General features: G+C 44.1%; 19 protein-coding genes. 9 read left to right on the forward strand and 10 right to left on the reverse strand.

The annotated features are described in order from the left end of the window. Positions 1-15: 15 nt before the first annotated feature. Positions 16-1,383, forward strand: a complete 1,368-nt coding sequence (locus AB4493_RS00005) for a diguanylate cyclase domain-containing protein (RefSeq protein WP_372154353.1) — start codon at positions 16-18, stop codon at positions 1,381-1,383. A gap of 151 nt (positions 1,384-1,534) precedes the next feature. Next, complete coding sequence (locus tag AB4493_RS00010; protein WP_017069730.1) at positions 1,535-2,263, forward strand: tRNA (adenine(22)-N(1))-methyltransferase TrmK; 729 nt, start codon at positions 1,535-1,537, stop codon at positions 2,261-2,263. Between the two features lie 105 nt (positions 2,264-2,368). On the opposite strand, the gene AB4493_RS00015 is transcribed toward AB4493_RS00010, so the two are convergent. Then, a complete protein-coding gene (locus tag AB4493_RS00015; protein WP_017063993.1) occupies positions 2,369-3,313 on the reverse strand; it encodes an acyltransferase in 945 nt (314 codons plus the stop codon). A gap of 331 nt (positions 3,314-3,644) precedes the next feature. Here AB4493_RS00015 and AB4493_RS00020 point away from each other — a divergent pair, with 331 nt between their 5' ends. Together AB4493_RS00020 and AB4493_RS00025 are read left to right on the forward strand one after the other, a co-directional pair. Next, positions 3,645-4,448, forward strand: a complete 804-nt coding sequence (locus tag AB4493_RS00020; RefSeq protein WP_372154325.1) for a ferredoxin--NADP reductase — start codon at positions 3,645-3,647, stop codon at positions 4,446-4,448. A 347-nt stretch (positions 4,449-4,795) separates the two neighbouring features. Next, on the forward strand, positions 4,796-5,788 hold the full coding sequence (locus AB4493_RS00025) for a 2-hydroxyacid dehydrogenase (RefSeq protein ID WP_017063995.1): 993 nt from the start codon (positions 4,796-4,798) through the stop codon (positions 5,786-5,788). Positions 5,789-5,908: 120 nt separating this feature from the next. On the opposite strand, the gene AB4493_RS00030 is transcribed toward AB4493_RS00025, so the two are convergent. The 3 genes from AB4493_RS00030 to AB4493_RS00040 form a co-directional block, all read right to left on the reverse strand. Then, the gene (locus AB4493_RS00030; protein ID WP_065583767.1) at positions 5,909-6,781 is read right to left on the reverse strand and encodes a patatin family protein; all 873 of its coding nucleotides are present in this window, start codon (positions 6,779-6,781) and stop codon (positions 5,909-5,911) included. Positions 6,782-6,949: 168 nt separating this feature from the next. Further along, positions 6,950-8,401 carry a catalase gene (locus tag AB4493_RS00035; RefSeq protein WP_372154326.1) on the reverse strand — a complete coding sequence of 484 codons (1,452 nt, stop codon included), beginning with the start codon at positions 8,399-8,401 and terminating at the stop codon, positions 6,950-6,952. Between the two features lie 199 nt (positions 8,402-8,600). Continuing rightward, positions 8,601-9,770, reverse strand: coding sequence for a glycerate kinase (locus tag AB4493_RS00040; protein WP_372154327.1), 1,170 nt, complete (start codon positions 9,768-9,770; stop codon positions 8,601-8,603). Between the two features lie 293 nt (positions 9,771-10,063). Between AB4493_RS00040 and AB4493_RS00045 the strand changes: the two genes are divergently transcribed. Further along, entirely contained in the window at positions 10,064-10,273 is a 210-nt protein-coding gene (locus AB4493_RS00045; protein ID WP_009845895.1) for a hypothetical protein, read from the forward strand. A gap of 163 nt (positions 10,274-10,436) precedes the next feature. On the opposite strand, the gene AB4493_RS00050 is transcribed toward AB4493_RS00045, so the two are convergent. From AB4493_RS00050 to AB4493_RS00075, 6 genes are all read right to left on the reverse strand, one after another. Further along, a complete protein-coding gene (locus AB4493_RS00050) occupies positions 10,437-11,318 on the reverse strand; it encodes an L-ribulose-5-phosphate 3-epimerase (protein WP_017065671.1) in 882 nt (293 codons plus the stop codon). 8 nt (positions 11,319-11,326) lie between these two features. Beyond that, complete coding sequence (locus tag AB4493_RS00055; protein ID WP_372154328.1) at positions 11,327-11,974, reverse strand: 3-keto-L-gulonate-6-phosphate decarboxylase UlaD; 648 nt, start codon at positions 11,972-11,974, stop codon at positions 11,327-11,329. A 4-nt stretch (positions 11,975-11,978) separates the two neighbouring features. Then, on the reverse strand, positions 11,979-12,800 hold the full coding sequence (locus AB4493_RS00060) for a pyridoxal phosphatase (protein WP_017064002.1): 822 nt from the start codon (positions 12,798-12,800) through the stop codon (positions 11,979-11,981). A 101-nt stretch (positions 12,801-12,901) separates the two neighbouring features. After that, positions 12,902-13,600 carry an L-ribulose-5-phosphate 4-epimerase gene (locus tag AB4493_RS00065; protein WP_017064003.1) on the reverse strand — a complete coding sequence of 233 codons (699 nt, stop codon included), beginning with the start codon at positions 13,598-13,600 and terminating at the stop codon, positions 12,902-12,904. 10 nt (positions 13,601-13,610) lie between these two features. Continuing rightward, positions 13,611-14,078 (reverse strand): PTS sugar transporter subunit IIA, encoded by a 468-nt coding sequence (locus AB4493_RS00070; RefSeq protein WP_372154329.1) that lies wholly within the window; start codon positions 14,076-14,078, stop codon positions 13,611-13,613. A 66-nt stretch (positions 14,079-14,144) separates the two neighbouring features. Beyond that, entirely contained in the window at positions 14,145-15,983 is a 1,839-nt protein-coding gene (locus tag AB4493_RS00075; RefSeq protein WP_017060920.1) for a PTS ascorbate-specific subunit IIBC, read from the reverse strand. Positions 15,984-16,322: 339 nt separating this feature from the next. Between AB4493_RS00075 and ulaR the strand changes: the two genes are divergently transcribed. From ulaR to AB4493_RS00095, 4 genes are all read left to right on the forward strand, one after another. Then, positions 16,323-17,078 carry an HTH-type transcriptional regulator UlaR gene (gene ulaR, locus AB4493_RS00080; protein ID WP_017060921.1) on the forward strand — a complete coding sequence of 252 codons (756 nt, stop codon included), beginning with the start codon at positions 16,323-16,325 and terminating at the stop codon, positions 17,076-17,078. Positions 17,079-17,198: 120 nt separating this feature from the next. Beyond that, positions 17,199-18,266, forward strand: coding sequence for an L-ascorbate 6-phosphate lactonase (ulaG, locus tag AB4493_RS00085; protein WP_372154330.1), 1,068 nt, complete (start codon positions 17,199-17,201; stop codon positions 18,264-18,266). 68 nt (positions 18,267-18,334) lie between these two features. Beyond that, positions 18,335-18,577: a hypothetical protein gene (locus AB4493_RS00090; RefSeq protein ID WP_017064006.1), complete on the forward strand. Its 243-nt coding sequence runs from the start codon at positions 18,335-18,337 to the stop codon at positions 18,575-18,577. Between the two features lie 204 nt (positions 18,578-18,781). Then, positions 18,782-19,243, forward strand: a complete 462-nt coding sequence (locus AB4493_RS00095; protein ID WP_372154331.1) for a hypothetical protein — start codon at positions 18,782-18,784, stop codon at positions 19,241-19,243. Positions 19,244-19,262 lie beyond the last annotated feature (19 nt).

Consider the following 19,262-nt stretch of genomic DNA (forward strand, 5'->3'; position numbering starts at 1 on the left):
AAGTATGCTCCCGCCCTGGATGGACGATGGGTTTTCGCCGTTAAACACACTGCAGAAAAGCTCAACGAAGAAACCTGGATTGAGTTTGATTTAATGCATACCACGCAAGGTTTAAGAGATTTAAAAACGCTTAATCACGGCTATGTATTTGTCGTTGACAGAGCAACAGAGCGACTGGTATTCCACCCGGATCCACAGCGTATCGGTTCTAAATCCATCAGCTTCCATGCAGGGATCAGCCACCAACTATCTCAAGGTGAATTGGCGGGTAAACATGAATACTACTATCAAGATAACTTCAAAATATCGGTATTTGACGCAGACAACAGCTTAAATTGGGTGTTCATTGCGGTCACCGATCGCCACGATATCTTAACCAGCTCACACCAATTTACGCTAACTGGCTTGGTACTTGGTTCACTGCTTCTATTGTGGATTGGCGCAAACTATTTGGCTTATCGTTTGAACGTGTCCTTGTCACAACTGAATAAAGTCGATGACCTTGTAAGCTTTAAACGAGAATTAAAATCCATACTGGATAGTTTCACCTACCAAAAAGGCATTCAATTCTGTCTCTATCAGCCTGAGAACCACGCATTCAGTACCATCGACTATCACGGAAACAAATCAACGGTACATTGTGACAAAGCCCTTGCCGAACGATTTACACCGGACACCATGGCTTACCGAAGCGGAAAGTACGCAGACCCATTAGCGTGTAAACTCAAAATACACCAACGCCATTACTGTATTCCTTTGCACTCTCGCAAGCAGTTGATCGCAGTGTTGTACGTAAACGCAAACTTACCGATCAGCCAGAGTATTCTGCGTATGATCAGAGATTACACGGAAGTCTCACTGTCCAACTTACTGCTTCAGCACCAGTTGAGTAGCAAGGACTTGATGACACAATTAGACAACAAAAGTAGCTTTAATATTGCACTGGAAAACTACGCCAACCAGCCTGAAACCTATATAGCTCTACTCGATATCGATAATTTTGACCACGTGAACCGTGCTTATGGTGAAGCTGTGGGTGACAAGATGATCAAGCTGACAGCAGAAACACTACGCTCGTACTTTCCGAAGCCTAAAGGACTATGCCTTGCTCGTATTGGAGGCAAAGAGTTCGCAGTATTATTTAAAGCAAACGACGGCAACGACGCCAAGTTCCAACTAGACCAGTGCCGAATTGGCGTAGCAGAGAAAACTATTGTGACGCCAGACATCAGCCTCTCTTTAGGCGTGAGTGTCGGTTTTTCACAAATAGAGGGAGAGCCAGATACAGCTCTAGCACTGGCGGAGCAAGCAAAGTTGATTGCTCAACAGCTTGGAAAAAATCGAGTTGAAGGCCACATCAGGGCTGTTGCAAAGGCTTCATAGGTTGTCCTAACAAGCTCACTTTATCCTTTACTTGGATACCGATGAAAACAAAGCACCTAGGATTCATACCCTAGGTGCTTTTGTTTTTATGGAAAGTCATTACAATGCGCGTTCAACACGACAATACCCCTTTTCTAACGACACGAGCCTTATGAAGCTAAGTAACCGACTGCAAACTCTCCATTCCCTTGTCAGCAATGACTACCAACATATTTGGGACTGTTGTTGTGATCACGGCTTCTTGGGTGTTCAACTGTTGTCGGATAACAAAGCACCTCAGCTTCACTTTGTCGATATTGTCCCGTCTCTTATGAGCGATTTGGAAAGCAAACTTACGCGTTACTTTCCGCAAGGTGCAATAGCAGAACAGAAAGTGACTAGCCAATGGCAAGTCTACTGTATGGATGTCGCCGCTATCCCGCTTGAGAAACATACTGGCAAACACCTGGTGATTATTGCGGGCGTCGGTGGCGATCTTACTCAAAAGCTCGTCGATGATATTCATCGTCAACACCCAGACAAAGCGATCGATTTCTTGCTTTGTCCGGTGCATCAGCAATTCGAGTTGAGAAGCCATTTAAAGGCGATCCATTTTGGTCTTATTGATGAAGTGTTGATTGAAGAGAACCGTCGTTACTACGAGATTTTATTGGTGAGTAATAGTCGCGGTGATTCAGAAAAGAGCCAAACCGTTAGCGAGATATCAAACGTCGGTGACAAGATCTGGACACCAAGTTGTGATGAACAAGTGAAGGTATCACAGCAATACAAAGCCAAAACATTGCAGCACTACTTACGTATCCATCAAGGACAAGAGAAGCAAGGAAAACCTAGCCAAGTAAAGCATATTATTGATGCTTACCAGGCGGTTAAGCCATAGTAAGTACTAACTTAATGGTTTGAATATTAAGAAAGTCAAATTAATAAAAAAGCCGATAGTTCAATGAGCTATCGGCTTTATTAATGCTATCGATTCAGTTTTAGCTTACTGTTCTTGTTTCTTATAAGCCACATCAGGCTCGTCAACTGTCTCTACCTCAGAAGGCTTATCAACCCCATAAACCGTATCAAGGTAGACGTCTTTCTCTTTCCACGTGCTGTTCAACCAATTGTGGAAGCGACGTTTAAATGCCTTATCTTCAAAGTAATTACCGTTCACGTTCTCATCCATTGGATGCAATTTAATACGCACAACGACCTTAGTCATTTTGCCCTTCAGCATATCTTCAAACGGAGAGGTTTGGTTTTCAGGGTAAGCTAAGGTCACATCCACGATGCCATCCAAAATTGGGCCCATTGCAGATAAAGCAAATGCCACGCCCCCAGTTTTCGGCTTCAATAAGTGGCGATAAGGGGTCTTTGCTGACGCCAGTTTCTCGTGGTTTGCACGAGTCCCTTCAACAAAATTAACCAATGTTGTCGGTGCTAATTTGAACTTAGTACACGCTTTATTGATTGCATTAAAATCATCATTACGGCGTTCTGGGTTGCGTAATAGGAACTCACGAGAGTGGCGTCTCATGAATGGCATATCTAAGCCCCAGCAGGCCAAGCCAACAAATGGTACGTACAACAATTCATGTTTCAAGAAGTACTTCGTCATCGGCATTTTGTCTTTTAGGATTGAAGACAAAATCACAATATCTGCCCAGCTTAGGTGGTTAGACATCATCAAATACCACTGCTTGGTCGAAATATCTTCCCCCCCTTCCACTTGCCATTCGATATCGTTATTGGCGTTCAACATCCATAAATTAAGAGAAGCCCAACACCAGAATGTGAAGTTAGCTAAGCGAGTGCATGATTTTTGAACGACAGAAATTGGCAAAATAAGTTTGATTAGGGCAAACAGGCTCACAGCCAATGCGGTGAATGCAGTATTAATGGTCACGAACAATACGTTCAAGGCCATACGAAGATTATCAAGCATAAAACACAGTTATATTGAGAACGAAAGCCGCCATTATACGCATCTATAAATTATTCTCTTCAGTAATTGATTGAATATCCTAGGGGTCAAACCACTCAACCTATGTTAACGATGTTCAACCAGCTAAAGTCTATTAAAACGAAACCAAAACACATGCACGAGTCATTTGGACTCAAATAGTATATTGTCTTTTTGACAACATTCGACCCAATAATTAACCTTTAATCAGTATTGATAAGCATTCTCATTATTGGCGTGGTACATGCAACTCTAAAGTGTAAATAGTTGAGTATCCTTAATGAGATAACTTCTCTTCTTAAAGGTGGATGATATGACAGATATTCCTCATGGTTTAGTTACAGGCAAAGTCCTAAACAAAACAGAATGGACAGATCAATTGTTCTCACTCCAGGTTAGTGCACCTGTCTCTTCTTATCAGGCAGGTCAGTTCACGAAACTTGGCTTACTTAACAGTGAGGATGAGTTCGTAAGACGCGCCTATTCGATGGTGAACGCGCCAGAGCACGAACAAGGTCATCAACATCTGGAATTTTTGATTATTAAGGATCAGAACGGTCAGCTTTCACCTCAACTTCATGAGTTGAAGATGGGCGATGACATCTTTGTCGGCAAAGACCCAAGTGGCTTTATGACCTTAGATGAGATCCCAGAGATCGCCGACGATCTATGGATGCTTTCAACCGGAACCGCGGTAGGCCCATTTATCTCAATACTTGAGAGCATGCAGATACAGCAAAATGAGTTGGCTTCAGACAAAGCCTCTTCATTCAAGAATCTGGTTCTAGTGCATGCTGTAAGAACAGAGCAAGACCTGACTTATCGAGATCGTATCACTCAACTCGTTAATCACTTTCAAGGGAGACTTAAATATGTGCCAATTATTTCTAGAGAATCAGTTACCGGAACTTTGCGCGGACGAATCCCAAATTTGTTACTTGGAGGCGACCTCGAGCAAGCCGCGTCTGTCGCTTTCAATCAAACCCGCAGTTTTTTCTACCTTTGCGGCAATCCGCAAATGGTTCGTGACACAAGCGAAGCGCTAACTAGCAGCTTAGGTTTCGAAAAGCACTTACGCAGAAAACCCGGTCAATTCAGCAGTGAGAACTACTGGTAAATAACAACCGCCACTCGTTAGACAGAAGCACAACTTTCAAAGAACAGTTAGAGAAGAGGTTTTATATGAGTCATTTACGTATTCCGTCACACTGGAAAATTCAACGTTCCACACCCGAAAGTAAGATTCATTCAATATTGATGAACTTATAAGCAAGCAACCTCGTAATGTGATTTTTAATGTTCAATAAGTGAAGACAAAAGATCAAATAACCATAGCAATTACAATGACTAATGGTGATAGACAAGAGAAAAAAACTCTAGCACACTGAACAGAGTTATTAGTTTTAATCCCGTCTCAGAGAATGAATTAGTGGGTTATTTATATTTTAGGTAAGAGAGGAAGCCATGCTCAACATTGCTTTTTTTAGCTCAAAATCATACGACGAAAAATCATTCGAACTGGCAAAAGGCGAACTCAACGCTGAGTTTCATTTTCACGATTTTCGACTCACCACAACAACAGCAAAAATGGCGCACGACAACGAAGTGGTTTGTGCGTTTGTAAACGATGACCTATCGCGAGACGTGTTAGAGATTCTTGCTCAAGGCGGCACCAAGTTAATCGCGATGCGCTGTGCGGGCTTTGACAAGGTCGACCTAGACGCAGCCAAAGAGTTTGGTCTGCAAGTGGTTCGCGTTCCGGCTTACTCACCAGAATCGGTAGCAGAACACACGGTTGGCATGATGATGTGTTTGAACCGTAAACTACACAAGGCATACCAACGCACTCGTGATGCGAACTTCTCTCTTGAGGGGTTAGTTGGCTTTAACTTCCACGGTAAAACGGTCGGTGTGATTGGCTCGGGTAAGATTGGCCTAGCGACGATGCGAATTCTGAAGGGTTTAGGCATGAATATCCTATGCTATGACCCATATCCAAACCCGTTAGCTGTTGAGTTAGGCGCTAAATACGTTGAACTCGACGAACTTTACCAAGAGTCTGATGTGATTTCTCTGCACTGTCCGATGAGTAAAGAGAACTACCACTTATTGGATGCAACGGCATTTGAGAAGATGAAAGATGGCGTGATGATCGTCAACACCAGCCGTGGTGAACTGCTGGATTCAACCGCAGCGATTGAAGCGCTCAAACAAAGCAAAATCGGCGCGCTTGGTCTTGATGTTTACGATAACGAGAAAGAGCTGTTCTTCCAAGACAAATCTAACGATGTGATTGTCGATGACGTATTCCGTCGCCTATCTGCTTGTCACAATGTATTGTTCACAGGTCACCAAGCTTTCTTGACCAAAGATGCTCTGTTCAACATCGCCAATACAACGCTCACCAGTGTTGATGCCTTCTTTGCTGGCAACACCAGCGGTAACGAACTCGTTTAATCGCTAATTGAGTTAATAGCAGGCTGAGTTAAAAACAAACTAGGTCTACAGATACAAAGCCACGCTATTCTGAAGTGAACAGCGTGGCTTCGTCGTTTATTCAGTATTCTAAAACCGTTCCTAGACGCAGAAATGACAATCTTCAGTGTCTAAACCATAAACGCCTTTTCTAATAGCAAGGTGCTCTTCACCGGCTTTGACGCCCATCTCGTAACCTGTATTAAGAGTACTTTGATCCATAGTTAAACGCTTAACCGCGAAGGCTTCAGGTGGCGCTATCACTTTAATAGTCGCATCTTTGGGTGGGTTACGAATGAACTCCAGAGACTGGTTGTAGTTTTCAGCACGTACCGCCATCGACTCAGCAATATTCGGGAATTTCTTTAATAGTTTCTTCAGCATCCATTGGTGCTTTTGAGGCTTCATTCGGTAGCTCAATGGGTGAGACAGAATCACGGTAATATCGCGTGCGCCACGGCGATATGCTTCACGAACCGGAATCGAATCGGCTACACCGCCATCGGTATAACAGCCACCAGAGAAACACGGAGTTTCACGGTAAGCGATAGGTAAAGCCGTTGTTGCTTCAACAACATTAGAAAGGTTTTCTGGCTTAATATGGTAGTAGTCTGCACTGCCCGTATCGACATTTGTGACAGCAGCAATGAGTGGGATACTTGAAAATAGCTCGCCACAGTCCAGCGGATAACGTTGATTGGATTCGTTCCATAACCACTTAACGTCCACTAAGTTACCGCCCTTGGCAAAGCGAGCAGGGTTAAAGAAGGTCTTATCCGTCGCCATCGTGGTGATCACATCATAACTGCGTTTTGGTGCATGAGATAAGTAGCCAACCAGATTCGACACACCTGCAGATACGCCGATGGCAAAGTCATAAGGACGGAAATCGTCTTGCATAAAGGCGTCTAAAACTCCGGCAGCAAAAATGCCTCTCATTGCTCCACCTTCAACGATTAATGCGCTCTTATTCATCTCAAACTCTTCTACTTTATAAACTGATAGTCGTAGAATAATCCCATCACTCTTACAAAGATAATGGGATAGATTTATCAATTCGATAGGTAAAAACTATCAATGTGGATTATTAAATTTTTCAATGATTTAGGGTTGCTTAATAAACAGCGAGATCAAAATGATTGATTACGACTTAAATTCGCTCACGTCGATTTCAAGCAGTTTACCAATGCCTTCACCGTATGCAGGGTCAGCTTTGTAACAGTGTCTTAGGTGACGCAATTGAATCTCTTTTGGCACGCCGCCTAGGTTGCGAGCAGTGTTATCAAAAAGAATCGCTTGCTTCTCTGGTGTCATTAGGCGGAACAAGTCACCCGGTTGCGAGAAGTAATCTTCATCTTCGCGGTGATCCCAGTGTGCTGCTGCGCCATCTAGGTTCAGTGCTGGTTCAGCGAAATCTGGTTGCTCAGCCCATTGACCTTCGTTGTTTGGCTCATAACCTAATGTGCCACCGAAGTTACCATCGACACGCATCGCGCCATCACGGTGGTAGCTGTGTACTGGGCAACGAGGCGCATTCACTGGAATGTGCTGATGGTTTACACCCAAACGGTAACGTTGTGCATCACCGTAAGCAAACAGACGACCTTGCAGCATCTTGTCTGGCGAGAAGCTGATACCTGGAACTACGTTCGCTGGGTTGAATGCTGACTGCTCTACTTCTGCGAAGAAGTTTTGCGGGTTACGATTTAGCTCAAATTCGCCCACTTCGATCAACGGGTAATCTGCATGAGGCCAGATCTTAGTCAAATCGAACGGGTTGTATGGAACCTTCGCTGCATCCGCTTCTGGCATCACTTGTACTTTCAACGTCCATTTCGGGAAATCTTGGTTATCGATGCTGTCTAGCAAATCACGTTGGTGGCTTTCGCGATCATCACCGATCACTTGTGCCGCTTCTGCATCAGAAAGGTTCTTAATACCTTGCTGAGATTTGAAGTGGAATTTCACCCAGAAACGTTCGTTATCAGCGTTGATGAAGCTGAACGTGTGGCTACCAAAGCCGTGCATGTGACGGTAAGTCGCAGGGATACCACGGTCACTCATTACGATAGTAATTTGGTGCAGAGCTTCCGGCAAAGAAGTCCAGAAATCCCAGTTGTTTTTCGCGCTACGCATGTTGGTGCGTGGGTCACGTTTCACCGCGTGGTTTAAGTCAGGGAACTTAAGAGGATCACGAAGGAAGAATACTGGCGTGTTGTTGCCCACCATATCCCAGTTGCCTTCTTCAGTATAAAACTTCAATGCAAAGCCACGAATATCACGTTCAGCATCGGCAGCACCGCGCTCACCCGCAACTGTTGTGAAACGTGCAAACAAGTCGGTTTTTTTACCTATTTCAGAGAACAATTTTGCCTTGGTGTATTTTGTGATGTCGTGTGTAACGGTAAATGTGCCGTAAGCACCTGAGCCTTTCGCGTGCATACGACGCTCTGGAATCACTTCACGATCAAAATGGGCCAATTTCTCCAAAAACCAAACGTCTTGAAGAAGTTGTGGACCACGTTTGCCCGCCGTTTGAACATTCTGGTTATGAGCGACAGGACAACCCACAGCTGTGGTCAGTTTTTTACTCATGGTCTATTCCTTAAGGTTAAAGATATCGCATCGTTGCCACATCTTAGATTTAAGTGGATTCAATACTTTAAAAACCACTAAAACAATATGGATAAAGAATAGACCTGAGTTGGCAGAAAATATAATCGTTTATATTTATCGTTGTTATCTATGAAACCTATTGAACTTCACTGCGAATAAGCCTATGTATAACTTCGGTTTATTTAAAAATGGCATGGCCTAACCTCAGAGTTGAGGCAATGTTCCTCGCCGTTCTGGTTAGGTTCAATTCAGCTTCTCGCAGTACTTGCTCGAGTGACTGAGGAGAGCGCACTGTACCAAACAAGCTGTTCATTTCACCATATAAGGCTTCGACTTCTGTACCTAAAGAACCTGCAATCCCTATGGTCGGAATGCCTTGTAAGCTCGCACGTTTGGCAATGCCATAAGGCGTCTTTCCTTGCAGAGTTTGATTGTCCATTTGCCCTTCACCGGTAATCACAAGATCTGCGCCTTTCAATACTTCATCGGCTTGCAAAACATCAAGCACCATCTCAATACCCGGTTTAATCTGCATGTTAAACAACAAACCAAGCCCCATTGGAGCACCACCAGCCGCACCATAACCAGTACGCTTGTGAACGGGATCATCCCCACGAACACAACCTTGCGATTCAACTACTTGAGCAAAATTCTCAAGCGCCTTATCAAGCATCACAACTTGTTCTGGGCTTGCGCCTTTTTGTGGGCCGAATATATGGCTAGCACCGTTATCACCACACAACGGATTATCGACATCGCACGCCACAATTAACTCGATATCAGCACAGCGTGAATCTAAACCAGTAAGATCAATCGATGATAAATCAGCTAGTGCAACGCCACCTCGGTTAAGCTCTTGCCCTGCATTATCTAACAGTGTCCCACCTAATGCTTGAACAATACCTGCACCGCCATCATTAGTTGCACTGCCACCCAATCCAAGAATAATCGTTTGAGCGCCCTGCTCTATCGCCTCCAAAATCAATTGCCCCGTTCCGAATGAAGAAGCAATCAATGGATCACGCTGCTCTGGTTTCAACAAGTCCAAACCCGATGCAGCAGCAATTTCAACCAGTGCCGTTTTGTTCGGGTTGCTATCGGATGACTCAAGCATCGCCCATTCAGCATTAACTTGTTGCCCTAACGGCCCTTCGACTTGCCTATGTCGCTTTTCACCAACAAGCCCTTGGAGCAATACATCCACAGTCCCTTCACCACCATCAGCCAAAGGCAATGTTACGTATTCAGCGTCTGGGAAGATTTCACGAAAGCCCTTTTCAATACACGCCGCCACAGATACAGCCGATAGAGATTCTTTAAACGAGTCTGGTGCAATAACAATTTTCATACTGAGAGATCCAAAAGATTAGTAATTTTGATGAGTGCCCGATCCAAAAATGCCCCTATTGAAGATCAGCAAGCTAATCACTTAATAGGGGCAGTATATAAAGTAAATACTAAGCACATAACGTCACCCTCACATTGAGGTTATTGATACCCGCAATTTGTGAGTTAGATCTACTACTTACATATTGGAATCATAGATTGAGAGCATCGACCGAAATTTTAGGATAGGCAGAGTAGAGTTGCATAAATTGAAGATGGTATAGTCCACGAAAATCAAACATCTTGGACATCATCATGCATTCTAGCGACATCATCAAATTGGCAAATTTAGGCGTTAATATCGAAATTTCAAAAGACTCTTCATTGCATCCTTCTGATGCGTTGGAAGTGGTAAAGATTGTTGCTGAAATCGGTAGCCAAATCGTCATCAAAAAGAAGTACCACACAGACTACCTGATTCAGATGGCTGAAGTGGGCCGTGATCATGTGACTATTGCTGTTTAAGAACAGCCACTATTTCGAAATTGACATAACCTCAGCTTCAACAGTTTAGGGCGACATGTTGATATAAAAATGCAGCATATTGGGGGGCAATATGCTGCATTTTCTCTTTTCGTTAGGAGCACCGAGAACGCAAAGAGAAACTAGTTAATAATTCTAAGTAGAGTTAGTGGTCAAACAACATCGGAACACCCGTTTGCACACAAACATCATTCAGTCGTTTTTGTGCCGTAAGTATATTCTCTTTCCAACGTTCATCTTGAGCCCACATCTCAATCACGAGTGGTACGACGCACTCAGTCTCTTTCAACGTTTCAAAAATGGCATTAAAGTCGACTTCACCATCACCAATCACTAAGTCTCGAAATTGACCTTTGTATTCGTCAGTCACTTTATAAGTGTCTTTGAGGTGGATCTGAGTGATATGAGGCTTGCTCAACTTTAGTTCCGTCACTATGTCGTAATTCCAACCGGAGATATTACCCACATCTGGATACGCCGTGAAATACGGTGAATTGACTTCACGACTCAGCACTTCAAACTTGCTCAAAGAGTTCAAGTAATCGGTATCCATGATCTCCACAGCGAGCATAACGCCCGACCTTTCCGCCAACTGCGCAGAAAGCTTCATGCCTTCAATGAACCTCTGGTGAGTCACCTTATCCGCAGGCTCGTAGTAAACGTCATACCCAGCCAATTGGATGGTACGAATACCCAATTTGTAAGCGAGTGAGATCGCTTTTTCCATATGGATAGCCGCTTGTTCACGAATCACCGGATCTGCAGATCCAAATGGGAACTTGCGATGCGCGCTTAAACACATGGATTGCAGCGGTACACCATGCTTTTCACACAGGCGACGTAAGACATACACTTCATCGTCATTCCAATCCAAACGGCTACGGCGCTCGTCTGATTCATCTACCGATATCTCAAGAAAATCAAAGCCGAGCTCTTTGGTTGTTGCCAGTTTGTCTTCCCAGCTGAGTTCGTTAGGTAGGGCCTTCTCATAAAGCCCTACTCGGTGGCGTAATAAGTTTTGGTACATAACGCCTCCTAATTCCAGTAACGGTCGATCTGAGCTTTTAGTGCTTCTGCTGTTTCTTTACCTTTTTCACCCGCAAGTGCGCGACCTGCAATAAAGGTTTTCGCTTTAATGCCTTCAAATAGGTAAAGGTCTTCAGGCACGATGCCACCTGTGATAGAAAGCTCGATGCCCATTTCAGACAATGCACGCATCTTCACAAGATCTTCTTCAGTCCAGCCCACACCAGCTAATTCAGCGTCACGAGAACGGTGATAGATAGCTTGAGAGATACCTAGGTCGACCCAAGATTGAGCATCGTCCATTGTCCAATTGCCGTAAATTTCGATTTGGATTTCACCGTTAAATTCGTCAGCGACTTTCTTAGACGCACCAATGGTTGCGATGTGTGCAGCCGCAGAAACGGTTATCCAATCAGCACCCGCTTCGAATGCCATTCGAGCCAAAATTGCGCCGCCATCGGTGGTTTTCATATCGCACACAAGGATATGGTCTGGGTGGTTTTTACGAAGGGTAGAAACCGCTGTCATCCCTTCAGCAAAAGCCAAAATAGTGCCCACTTCAATCACATCAACAAAGCTTTCAACGTTGTTTGCCACTTCAATTGCGGCAGGAAGATTTGTTTGGTCTAGGGCGATCTGAATCATTGGTTTAGTCATGTTGTTATCCTTTAATTTGTTCACGTATTAGACGGGCTAAGCCATCATGGTTGTTATCTGTTGAGCACACGCGTTGAACGTGTGATTTGACGATGTCATCAGCATTGAGCATCGCTACACCGAATCCGGCGTACTTAATCATGGATATGTCGTTGTGGTTATCACCGACGGCAATGACGTCATCGGCGTGATAACCGAGTTCTGCGATGTATTCAGCAAGGCGTAAGCCCTTACTGTTACCTTTTGCAGCAAAGTCGATTCGGTTTGACCAAGAACGCTCACCGTTGAAGTTCTCTCCTATCCATGGGTGTTGCATTAAACGGTCGACGGAATCTTGGCTCCCCTCTACCACAAACTTCCAAACGTGTTCAGCTTGTTGAGCTGTTTCTATGAATGATTCCACTTGGTAAATTTGTGGGCGATGTTGCTCTGGTGCCGTTTCAGCCCAGCTTTCCAATGCCAACATGTAGGCAAATGGGTTGTACTGTGAGTACGTCATGGCATGAGTTATATACATCACCATCTTGAGCTGAAACTCGTCAGCCATGTTAATGAAAGTAAGTGCCTTATCTTTCTCTATGGCGTTTTGAGTCAATACCGTTTCAGTTTGATAGTCATAAACATAAGTGCCGTTACAGCAGATGATTGGAGTATCTAGCCCCAATTCGTAATAGTAAGGTCGTGCTGCTGTGTGGTGTCGGCCAGTAACAATCATGACGTGACAACTTTGTTTGGCTTCTTGAATCGCCTTTTTTACTTCTGGATGAATCGTGTGATCATCCTTTAACACGGTTCCATCGAGATCTAACGCCAGCACTTTATACATAGAGTCCTCTACTTATTCCCTGAAGTCGGGCCTAATCAATATTGAAGCTACTTCGAATAGAAACGACTTACTTAAACGGCTTATTTAAACAAAAAGCCGATTTACTGTTGGCCGTAATAAGCATTTTCACCGTGCTTACGTAAGTAGTGTTTGTCGGATAGTTCTGGCTGAATTTTGATGCCGCTATTCAAGGTGCGCGTTGCCAACGCCATTGCCGACACTTCTTCTAATACCACCGCGTTATGAACGGCGTCGTTGGCATCTTTGCCCCAAGAGAACGGCGCATGTCCTGCAACAATCACACTTGGAACGGCCATTGGATCGATTCGACGTTGCTTGAACTCTTCAATAATCACCAAGCCAGTATTTTTCTCGTACTCTTCAGAAATTTCAGAGTGAGACAATCGACGTGTACATGGGATGTCACCGTAGAAATAATCAGCGTGAGTGGTGCCTAAGGCTGGGATGTCGATACCCGCTTGTGCCCAAATGGTGGCACTGCGTGAATGCGTGTGAACAATGCCACTCACTTCAGGGAAAGCTTTATAGAGCTCTAAGTGCGTTGCGGTATCGCTTGAAGGATTGAGTTTCCCTTCAACAACCTTGCCTTCGAGATCGACGACCACCATGTCTTCAGCCGTCATATCACTGTATTCGACACCTGATGGTTTAATCGCTATCACTCCGTTAACACGGTCAAACTCAGAGACATTACCCCAAGTAAATGTCACCAAACCGTATTTCGGAAGTTGCAAATTGGCTTCTAAAACACGTTGTTTCAATTGGCTATATTTAGACATCGTTGCCTCCTTACGCCGCTTCCGCTTGAAGCAATGCAGCATCAATTAAACGCGCCACTTCTTCTGGGCTTTTGCACGCGCGAAGTTTTGAGAAGTCTTCATCGAATTCAATCAAGTTCGCCACTTGCATGGTGCCTTCGATGTGCTCTTCTGAGTCCTTACCCGCTAGTGTTATCAGCACATCTACAGGCTCATCAACACCTTCAAACGTAATTGGCGCTTCAAGCACGGTTAGCGCAAACCCAGTACGAATAACACCGTCTTCAGGGCGGCAATGTGGCAGTGCGAACGCATCGTGAATACAGATATAAGGCCCTTCTTCGCCAATCGCTTTGGTAATCGCTTCGTAGTAACGCTCTTCAGCCACGCCCGCTTTTACCAATGCGTCAGTACCTAGCTTGATCGCCGCTTTCCAGTCGGTTGCTTTTGCATTCAGTAGGATAGAGTTATTCTTGATAAGAGATTCTTTTAAGTTCATGTTATTGCTCACTTATATAATTGTTTTTATTGGCTCAGCAGTGCGACACCACTGAGCCGTTTTTAATTATTTATGGAAGTTGTTCTCGATGATGGAAACAAGTTCGTCGCCGAAAGTTTTCACCATAATCATGTTCTTAACCGCTAACTGTTGCTTACCTTCCGGCAGACCCGTGATCTTCGCTGCAAGAGCAACCGAAGTAACGATGATGTCGAATGAACCAAGGTGTGATTTGTAATCAGTGATGGCGCTGTTAAAGGTCGAGCTTGGGATGCCTTTCTTGTCCAAATACTCTTTGATTTTCTTAGAGCACATCATTGAAGAACCTTGTCCTGAGCCACAGCACACTAAGACACGAACCGGTTTCTGGTCAGCGGCTGGTGAGATTCGAGTTTCTGATGTTGTAGAAGCTGCCGTTGTTGAAACAGATGGTGCTTCAGCGGTTGCTGTCGATTGTTGTGGAACCGCGACTTCAACCTCAATACCTTCAGGCGTTACTGCGGTCATTGTTTCAGCAGCAGCTTCTGCGTCTTCTTCAGCTCGTAGTTGCTTAGAAGCGAAGTACATGTAGATGCCAGCCAAAGCCAAAATCACAAAGAAGAACATGCTAGAGCTTGAGATACCTTGCATGATTGGTGGGAATACCAGAGCCCAGTCAGCCATGCCCATCCAGCCATTAAACTCAGTACCTGATTGAGCGAAGATATGGATTGCCCACGCAGAGCCAACCACTTCGATGATGCCCATCACGAAACAGATCTTCATCACCGCTTTCCAGCCACCAAAGTGGTTAGCAAACACACCGATAGTGGCGTTCGAGAAGAACATTGGGATAAAGCCAGGAATGATCATGATTGGTGCGTCAAACGCTAGCATTGCAAGAACAGCGGTGAATTGACCCACTGCGCCCCACATGAAACCAAATACCATTGCGTTAGGAGAGTAGGCGTAAATAGCAGCACAATCGATTGCTAAAACAGCGTTAGGAATAAGGCGTTGAGAAATACCGTTAAATGCCTCGGACAGTTCCGCAACGAACATGCGAACACCAGTAACGATGACTTGAATGGCAACAGCGAATTTCAAACCAGTTTCAAAAATGTAGATAAACCAGTGCGTTTTACCTGCCATGTCCTGAAGGTTATCAAGACCGAACGAAAGAAGAATAATGCCGAAGAAGCCAGTCATTACTAACGTTGTTGCAGCGATACTGTCGTGGAAAATGTGTAACCACTTAGGCAGTTTGATGTGGTCAACACTGTCGTTCTTGTCGCCAAGCTTCGGTGCAACCTTGGTGGCTACCCATGAAGCAAACTGTTGTTGGTGACCAATCGAGAAACCCGCACCACCAGTGACTTCTTGAGTCGGCTTGAACATGATGTTTGAGGAGATACCCCAGTACAACGCCATCAATATTGCTGAATAAATAATGGTTTCCCACATACCTGCACCAAGCACGAAGTAGAAAACAGCAATGAGGCCAGCTTGCTGGAACATGATATGCCCAGTCAGCATGATGGTTCTGATACCCGTAATACGTCGGAAGGCAACAAGTAGAATGTTTAGCCCAAGAGCCAGTAATACTGCATACCCAACCCAAGAGTAGTTGTCGCCCATGGTTTCCATGGTGGACATCATGGAGGTGTACGGGTCAATTACCGATCCCGTTAATCCATGTATTTCACTCATTTTTTCAATAACCGGTTTAAAACCCGCTACCAATGTTCCTGCACCTACCTGCACTATCATGAAACCAACGATGGTTTTAATAGAGCCGGAGATAACAGTTGTTGCGTCACGTTTTAGAAGGATGTAGCCGAGACAAGTAACAAGACCGAGTAGCAACGGTGCTTTGGTCATTACCTGACTGTAAAAAATATAGAAAATATCGTATAAGAATTCCATATCTTTACCCCTGATTGATTTTTAATTTTAATGATTTGTAGGATGTGATGATTCTAGTTTTGCTCACGAACTAGACTTTACCAATCAAAAGTAATCATTCAATGCTCACTTGTGATTACTTTGATTTATATCAATTAACCACACCCAGAATGTGCTTAATTGAGCTTTAGATCACACGTGAAAATTATAAATACAATAAAATCAACCACTTATAAAACATTGTGATTAATGTCTGGTTTTTATAGCGATGTGGTTTGACAATCATGATGGTGATTATTAGAATCAAAACAAATCAAAAGTAATCATTAAATTGTCACAACGACAAAAAGAGTGATAAATATGAATGAAGTACAAAGACATAACGGCATTGTGTCGCTGTTAGAAGATATGCAGACAATCAACGTCTCTCATATTATTGATAAATTTAGCGTTTCTCCTGCTACTGCTAGGCGCGATATCGCTAAGTTAGATGAAGTTGGCCGACTTAGAAAAATTCGAAATGGTGCGGAACGAGTAGAAACTCAGAAGAGAAAGTGGTCACCACTGAATATCAACAGCACTGAGTTCTATGAAGAGAAATCAGAGATTGCTCAAGCAGCTGCAGGGCTTTGTCAGGCTGGCGATACAGTCGTGATCAACTGTGGTTCGACGGCTTTCCTACTCGGTCAGCAATTATGTGGCGATGACGTTCAAATCGTAACGAACTACTTTCCACTCGCAAGCTACTTGATCAACGAAGATCATGACGATGTCATCATCATTGGTGGTCAATACAACAAAGCGCAGAACATCTTTCTAAACCCTGCCCCTAATTCATTAGGTGGCTATGCGGGAAACTGGATGTTCACCTCAGGTAAAGGCTTAACCGATGCCGGGCTGTACAAAGCCGACATGTTAACGGCCGTAGCCGAACAACAAATGCTCGAACAGGTCGATAAGCTTGTCGTCGTGGTCGATAGCTCAAAAGTTGGACAACGTACCGGAATGCTCTTTTGCAGCACCAAGCAAATAGACATTGTCATCACCGGTAAAGACGCCAATCCCGAAGTCGTAAAACTGATTGAAGCTCAAGGGACGCAAGTCATCCTAGTTTAAATCGCAGGGCTAACTAGCCCACCAATAATAATAAATTTAGCTCAGTGCCTTAATCCAAATTAAGGCGCTCGGCTCCCTACATCCAAAATTAATCAAATTATTGAAATAAAAGGTATTATCATGAGCAATGTAAACGAAATCACTCGCGAGTCTTGGATCCTAAATACATTCCCTGAGTGGGGCACATGGTTAAATGAAGATATTGAACAAACAGTTGTGCAACCGGGTACGTTTTCTATGTGGTGGCTGGGTTGTACAGGTATTTGGCTAAAATCAGAAGAAGGTGCAAACCTATCAATGGACTTCTGGTGTGGTACTGGTAAAAAAACACAAGCCGTTCAAAAAATGAAAAACCAGCACCAAATGATGCGTATGGGCGGTGTGGAAGCACTTCAACCAAACCTACGTACCGCGATCTTCCCATTGGACCCTTTCGCTATCAAAGAGATCGATGCAGTTATGGCATCTCATGACCACGGCGACCACATTGATATCAACGTTGCAGCGGCAGTTCTACAAAACTGCGGCGACCACGTTAAATTCATTGGCCCTAAAGCGTGTGTTGATTTATGGATGAAATGGGGTGTGCCAGAAGATCGGTGTGTTATTGCTAAAGTTGGCGACGAGATCAAAATCAAAGACGTGAACATCAAGGTTCTTGACGCATTCGACCGTACAGCTCTAGTGACACTTCCTGAAGGAACATCTTCCCTAGACAAAGAAATTCTAGACGGAATGGACGACCGTGCAGTGAACTACCTAGTAGAAACAACAGGCGGTTCAGTTTACCACTCTGGTGATTCTCACTACTCAAACTACTATGCTAAACACGGTAATGACCACAAGATCGACGTTGCACTGCTTTCTTACGGTGAGAACCCACGTGGCGTAACAGACAAAATGACATCTTCAGACATTCTTCGTGCTGCTGAGTCTTTGAACTGTGAAGTAGTTGTTCCGTTCCACCACGACATTTGGGCTAACTTCCAAAATGACCCGCGTGAAATCGAAATGCTGTGGAACATGAAGAAAGAACGTCTTCAATACGGCTTCGCACCTTTCTTCTGGCAAGTTGGTGGTAAATACACATACCCAACAGATAAAGGCCGCATGCACTACCAGCACTTCCGTGGCTTTGCAGACATCTTCACAAATGACCCAGAACTGCCATACCGCGCATTCTTGTAAACATTAAGAAAAGCACTAACTAGGGAGCAATGCGCTCCCTTTTTTTATCATCGAATAAGGATGTTGATATGGTATTACGTGAGTTCAAAAAACATTTCAGTCGTGGCGACCTGAAAGCAGCAATTGGTGTCGTGTCCCCAGGAGCTAATGGTTATTACTTAATGGTCAAAAGTCATAAGTGGGGAGTAAACAGCTTTCTTGAATCCGACAGAAAAATGCAACCCAGGGTATTCAAGACTCAACAAGCTTTGTTGAACGCCGCTAAAGCAATCGGTTTTTCCTACCACTCGATTGATATCCAACATTTATAATCAAGATTGTTAGATATTGGGTTGATTCTGTTATCGGTGTCGCTTCGTAAAATAACCAAACATTCAGAGCCTGAATACCACCACTCCAAAATCATCTGTTTATCTACTCGACAAAAATAATTCTTACAATTAAGCGTTTATATTCATTAATAATATTGGCGGCGGGCGGCATAATAGCCGCGAATCCTTCTAACGAGTTTGGTTATGTTCTACAAGCGTCTTTTGGTATTGGCTTTACCGCTTACTTTTGTGTTTCCCATCCATGCTGAAACGTTTGGTGAGCGAATGGCGCGTATCGAACAAGAGAATGTACTGGCGAAAACCATGAGTGAAGAACAAGTTGAGTTGATACAAAAAGTCGTACAGACCAATCACAGCGCTAAAGTGGCGTTAACCCACCACCAACGCATTTTAGGCCAATATAAGGTTGAGACATCTTCTTCTGAGTTATTTGTAAAATGGCGTCAACTCGGTAAGCAGTTAGACGCTCAATACGAGACAGATTACCCCGGCTACCCTAAGCACGCTTTTCAAGAATATCCTGCGGCTTCAAGCAAAGTCGATGGCTACCTTTTTGCTTTAATCGACAATGGTTTAAACGAGCAATCGTGGATCGCCAAAGAGTTTAAGCAGTGTAAAAAGAATAAGCTAATATCCCGAACCTAAGCTCAAGTCTGCTCTGGTT

Origin of the sequence: Vibrio sp. 10N.222.55.A1, assembly GCF_041473835.1 — a bacterium.
Classification (GTDB): domain Bacteria; phylum Pseudomonadota; class Gammaproteobacteria; order Enterobacterales; family Vibrionaceae; genus Vibrio; species Vibrio crassostreae_C.

Coding starts and splice junctions, on each gene's coding strand:
- AB4493_RS00010 (WP_017069730.1), top strand. CDS start 1,535: ATGAAGCTAAGTAACCGACTGCAAACTCTCCATTCCCTTGTCAGCAAT.
- AB4493_RS00015 (WP_017063993.1), bottom strand. CDS start 3,313: ATGCTTGATAATCTTCGTATGGCCTTGAACGTATTGTTCGTGACCATT.
- AB4493_RS00020 (WP_372154325.1), top strand. CDS start 3,645: ATGACAGATATTCCTCATGGTTTAGTTACAGGCAAAGTCCTAAACAAA.
- AB4493_RS00025 (WP_017063995.1), top strand. CDS start 4,796: ATGCTCAACATTGCTTTTTTTAGCTCAAAATCATACGACGAAAAATCA.
- AB4493_RS00030 (WP_065583767.1), bottom strand. CDS start 6,781: ATGAATAAGAGCGCATTAATCGTTGAAGGTGGAGCAATGAGAGGCATT.
- AB4493_RS00035 (WP_372154326.1), bottom strand. CDS start 8,401: ATGAGTAAAAAACTGACCACAGCTGTGGGTTGTCCTGTCGCTCATAAC.
- AB4493_RS00040 (WP_372154327.1), bottom strand. CDS start 9,770: ATGAAAATTGTTATTGCACCAGACTCGTTTAAAGAATCTCTATCGGCT.
- AB4493_RS00045 (WP_009845895.1), top strand. CDS start 10,064: ATGCATTCTAGCGACATCATCAAATTGGCAAATTTAGGCGTTAATATC.
- AB4493_RS00050 (WP_017065671.1), bottom strand. CDS start 11,318: ATGTACCAAAACTTATTACGCCACCGAGTAGGGCTTTATGAGAAGGCC.
- AB4493_RS00055 (WP_372154328.1), bottom strand. CDS start 11,974: ATGACTAAACCAATGATTCAGATCGCCCTAGACCAAACAAATCTTCCT.
- AB4493_RS00060 (WP_017064002.1), bottom strand. CDS start 12,800: ATGTATAAAGTGCTGGCGTTAGATCTCGATGGAACCGTGTTAAAGGAT.
- AB4493_RS00065 (WP_017064003.1), bottom strand. CDS start 13,600: ATGTCTAAATATAGCCAATTGAAACAACGTGTTTTAGAAGCCAATTTG.
- AB4493_RS00070 (WP_372154329.1), bottom strand. CDS start 14,078: ATGAACTTAAAAGAATCTCTTATCAAGAATAACTCTATCCTACTGAAT.
- AB4493_RS00075 (WP_017060920.1), bottom strand. CDS start 15,983: ATGGAATTCTTATACGATATTTTCTATATTTTTTACAGTCAGGTAATG.
- ulaR (WP_017060921.1), top strand. CDS start 16,323: ATGAATGAAGTACAAAGACATAACGGCATTGTGTCGCTGTTAGAAGAT.
- ulaG (WP_372154330.1), top strand. CDS start 17,199: ATGAGCAATGTAAACGAAATCACTCGCGAGTCTTGGATCCTAAATACA.
- AB4493_RS00090 (WP_017064006.1), top strand. CDS start 18,335: ATGGTATTACGTGAGTTCAAAAAACATTTCAGTCGTGGCGACCTGAAA.
- AB4493_RS00095 (WP_372154331.1), top strand. CDS start 18,782: ATGTTCTACAAGCGTCTTTTGGTATTGGCTTTACCGCTTACTTTTGTG.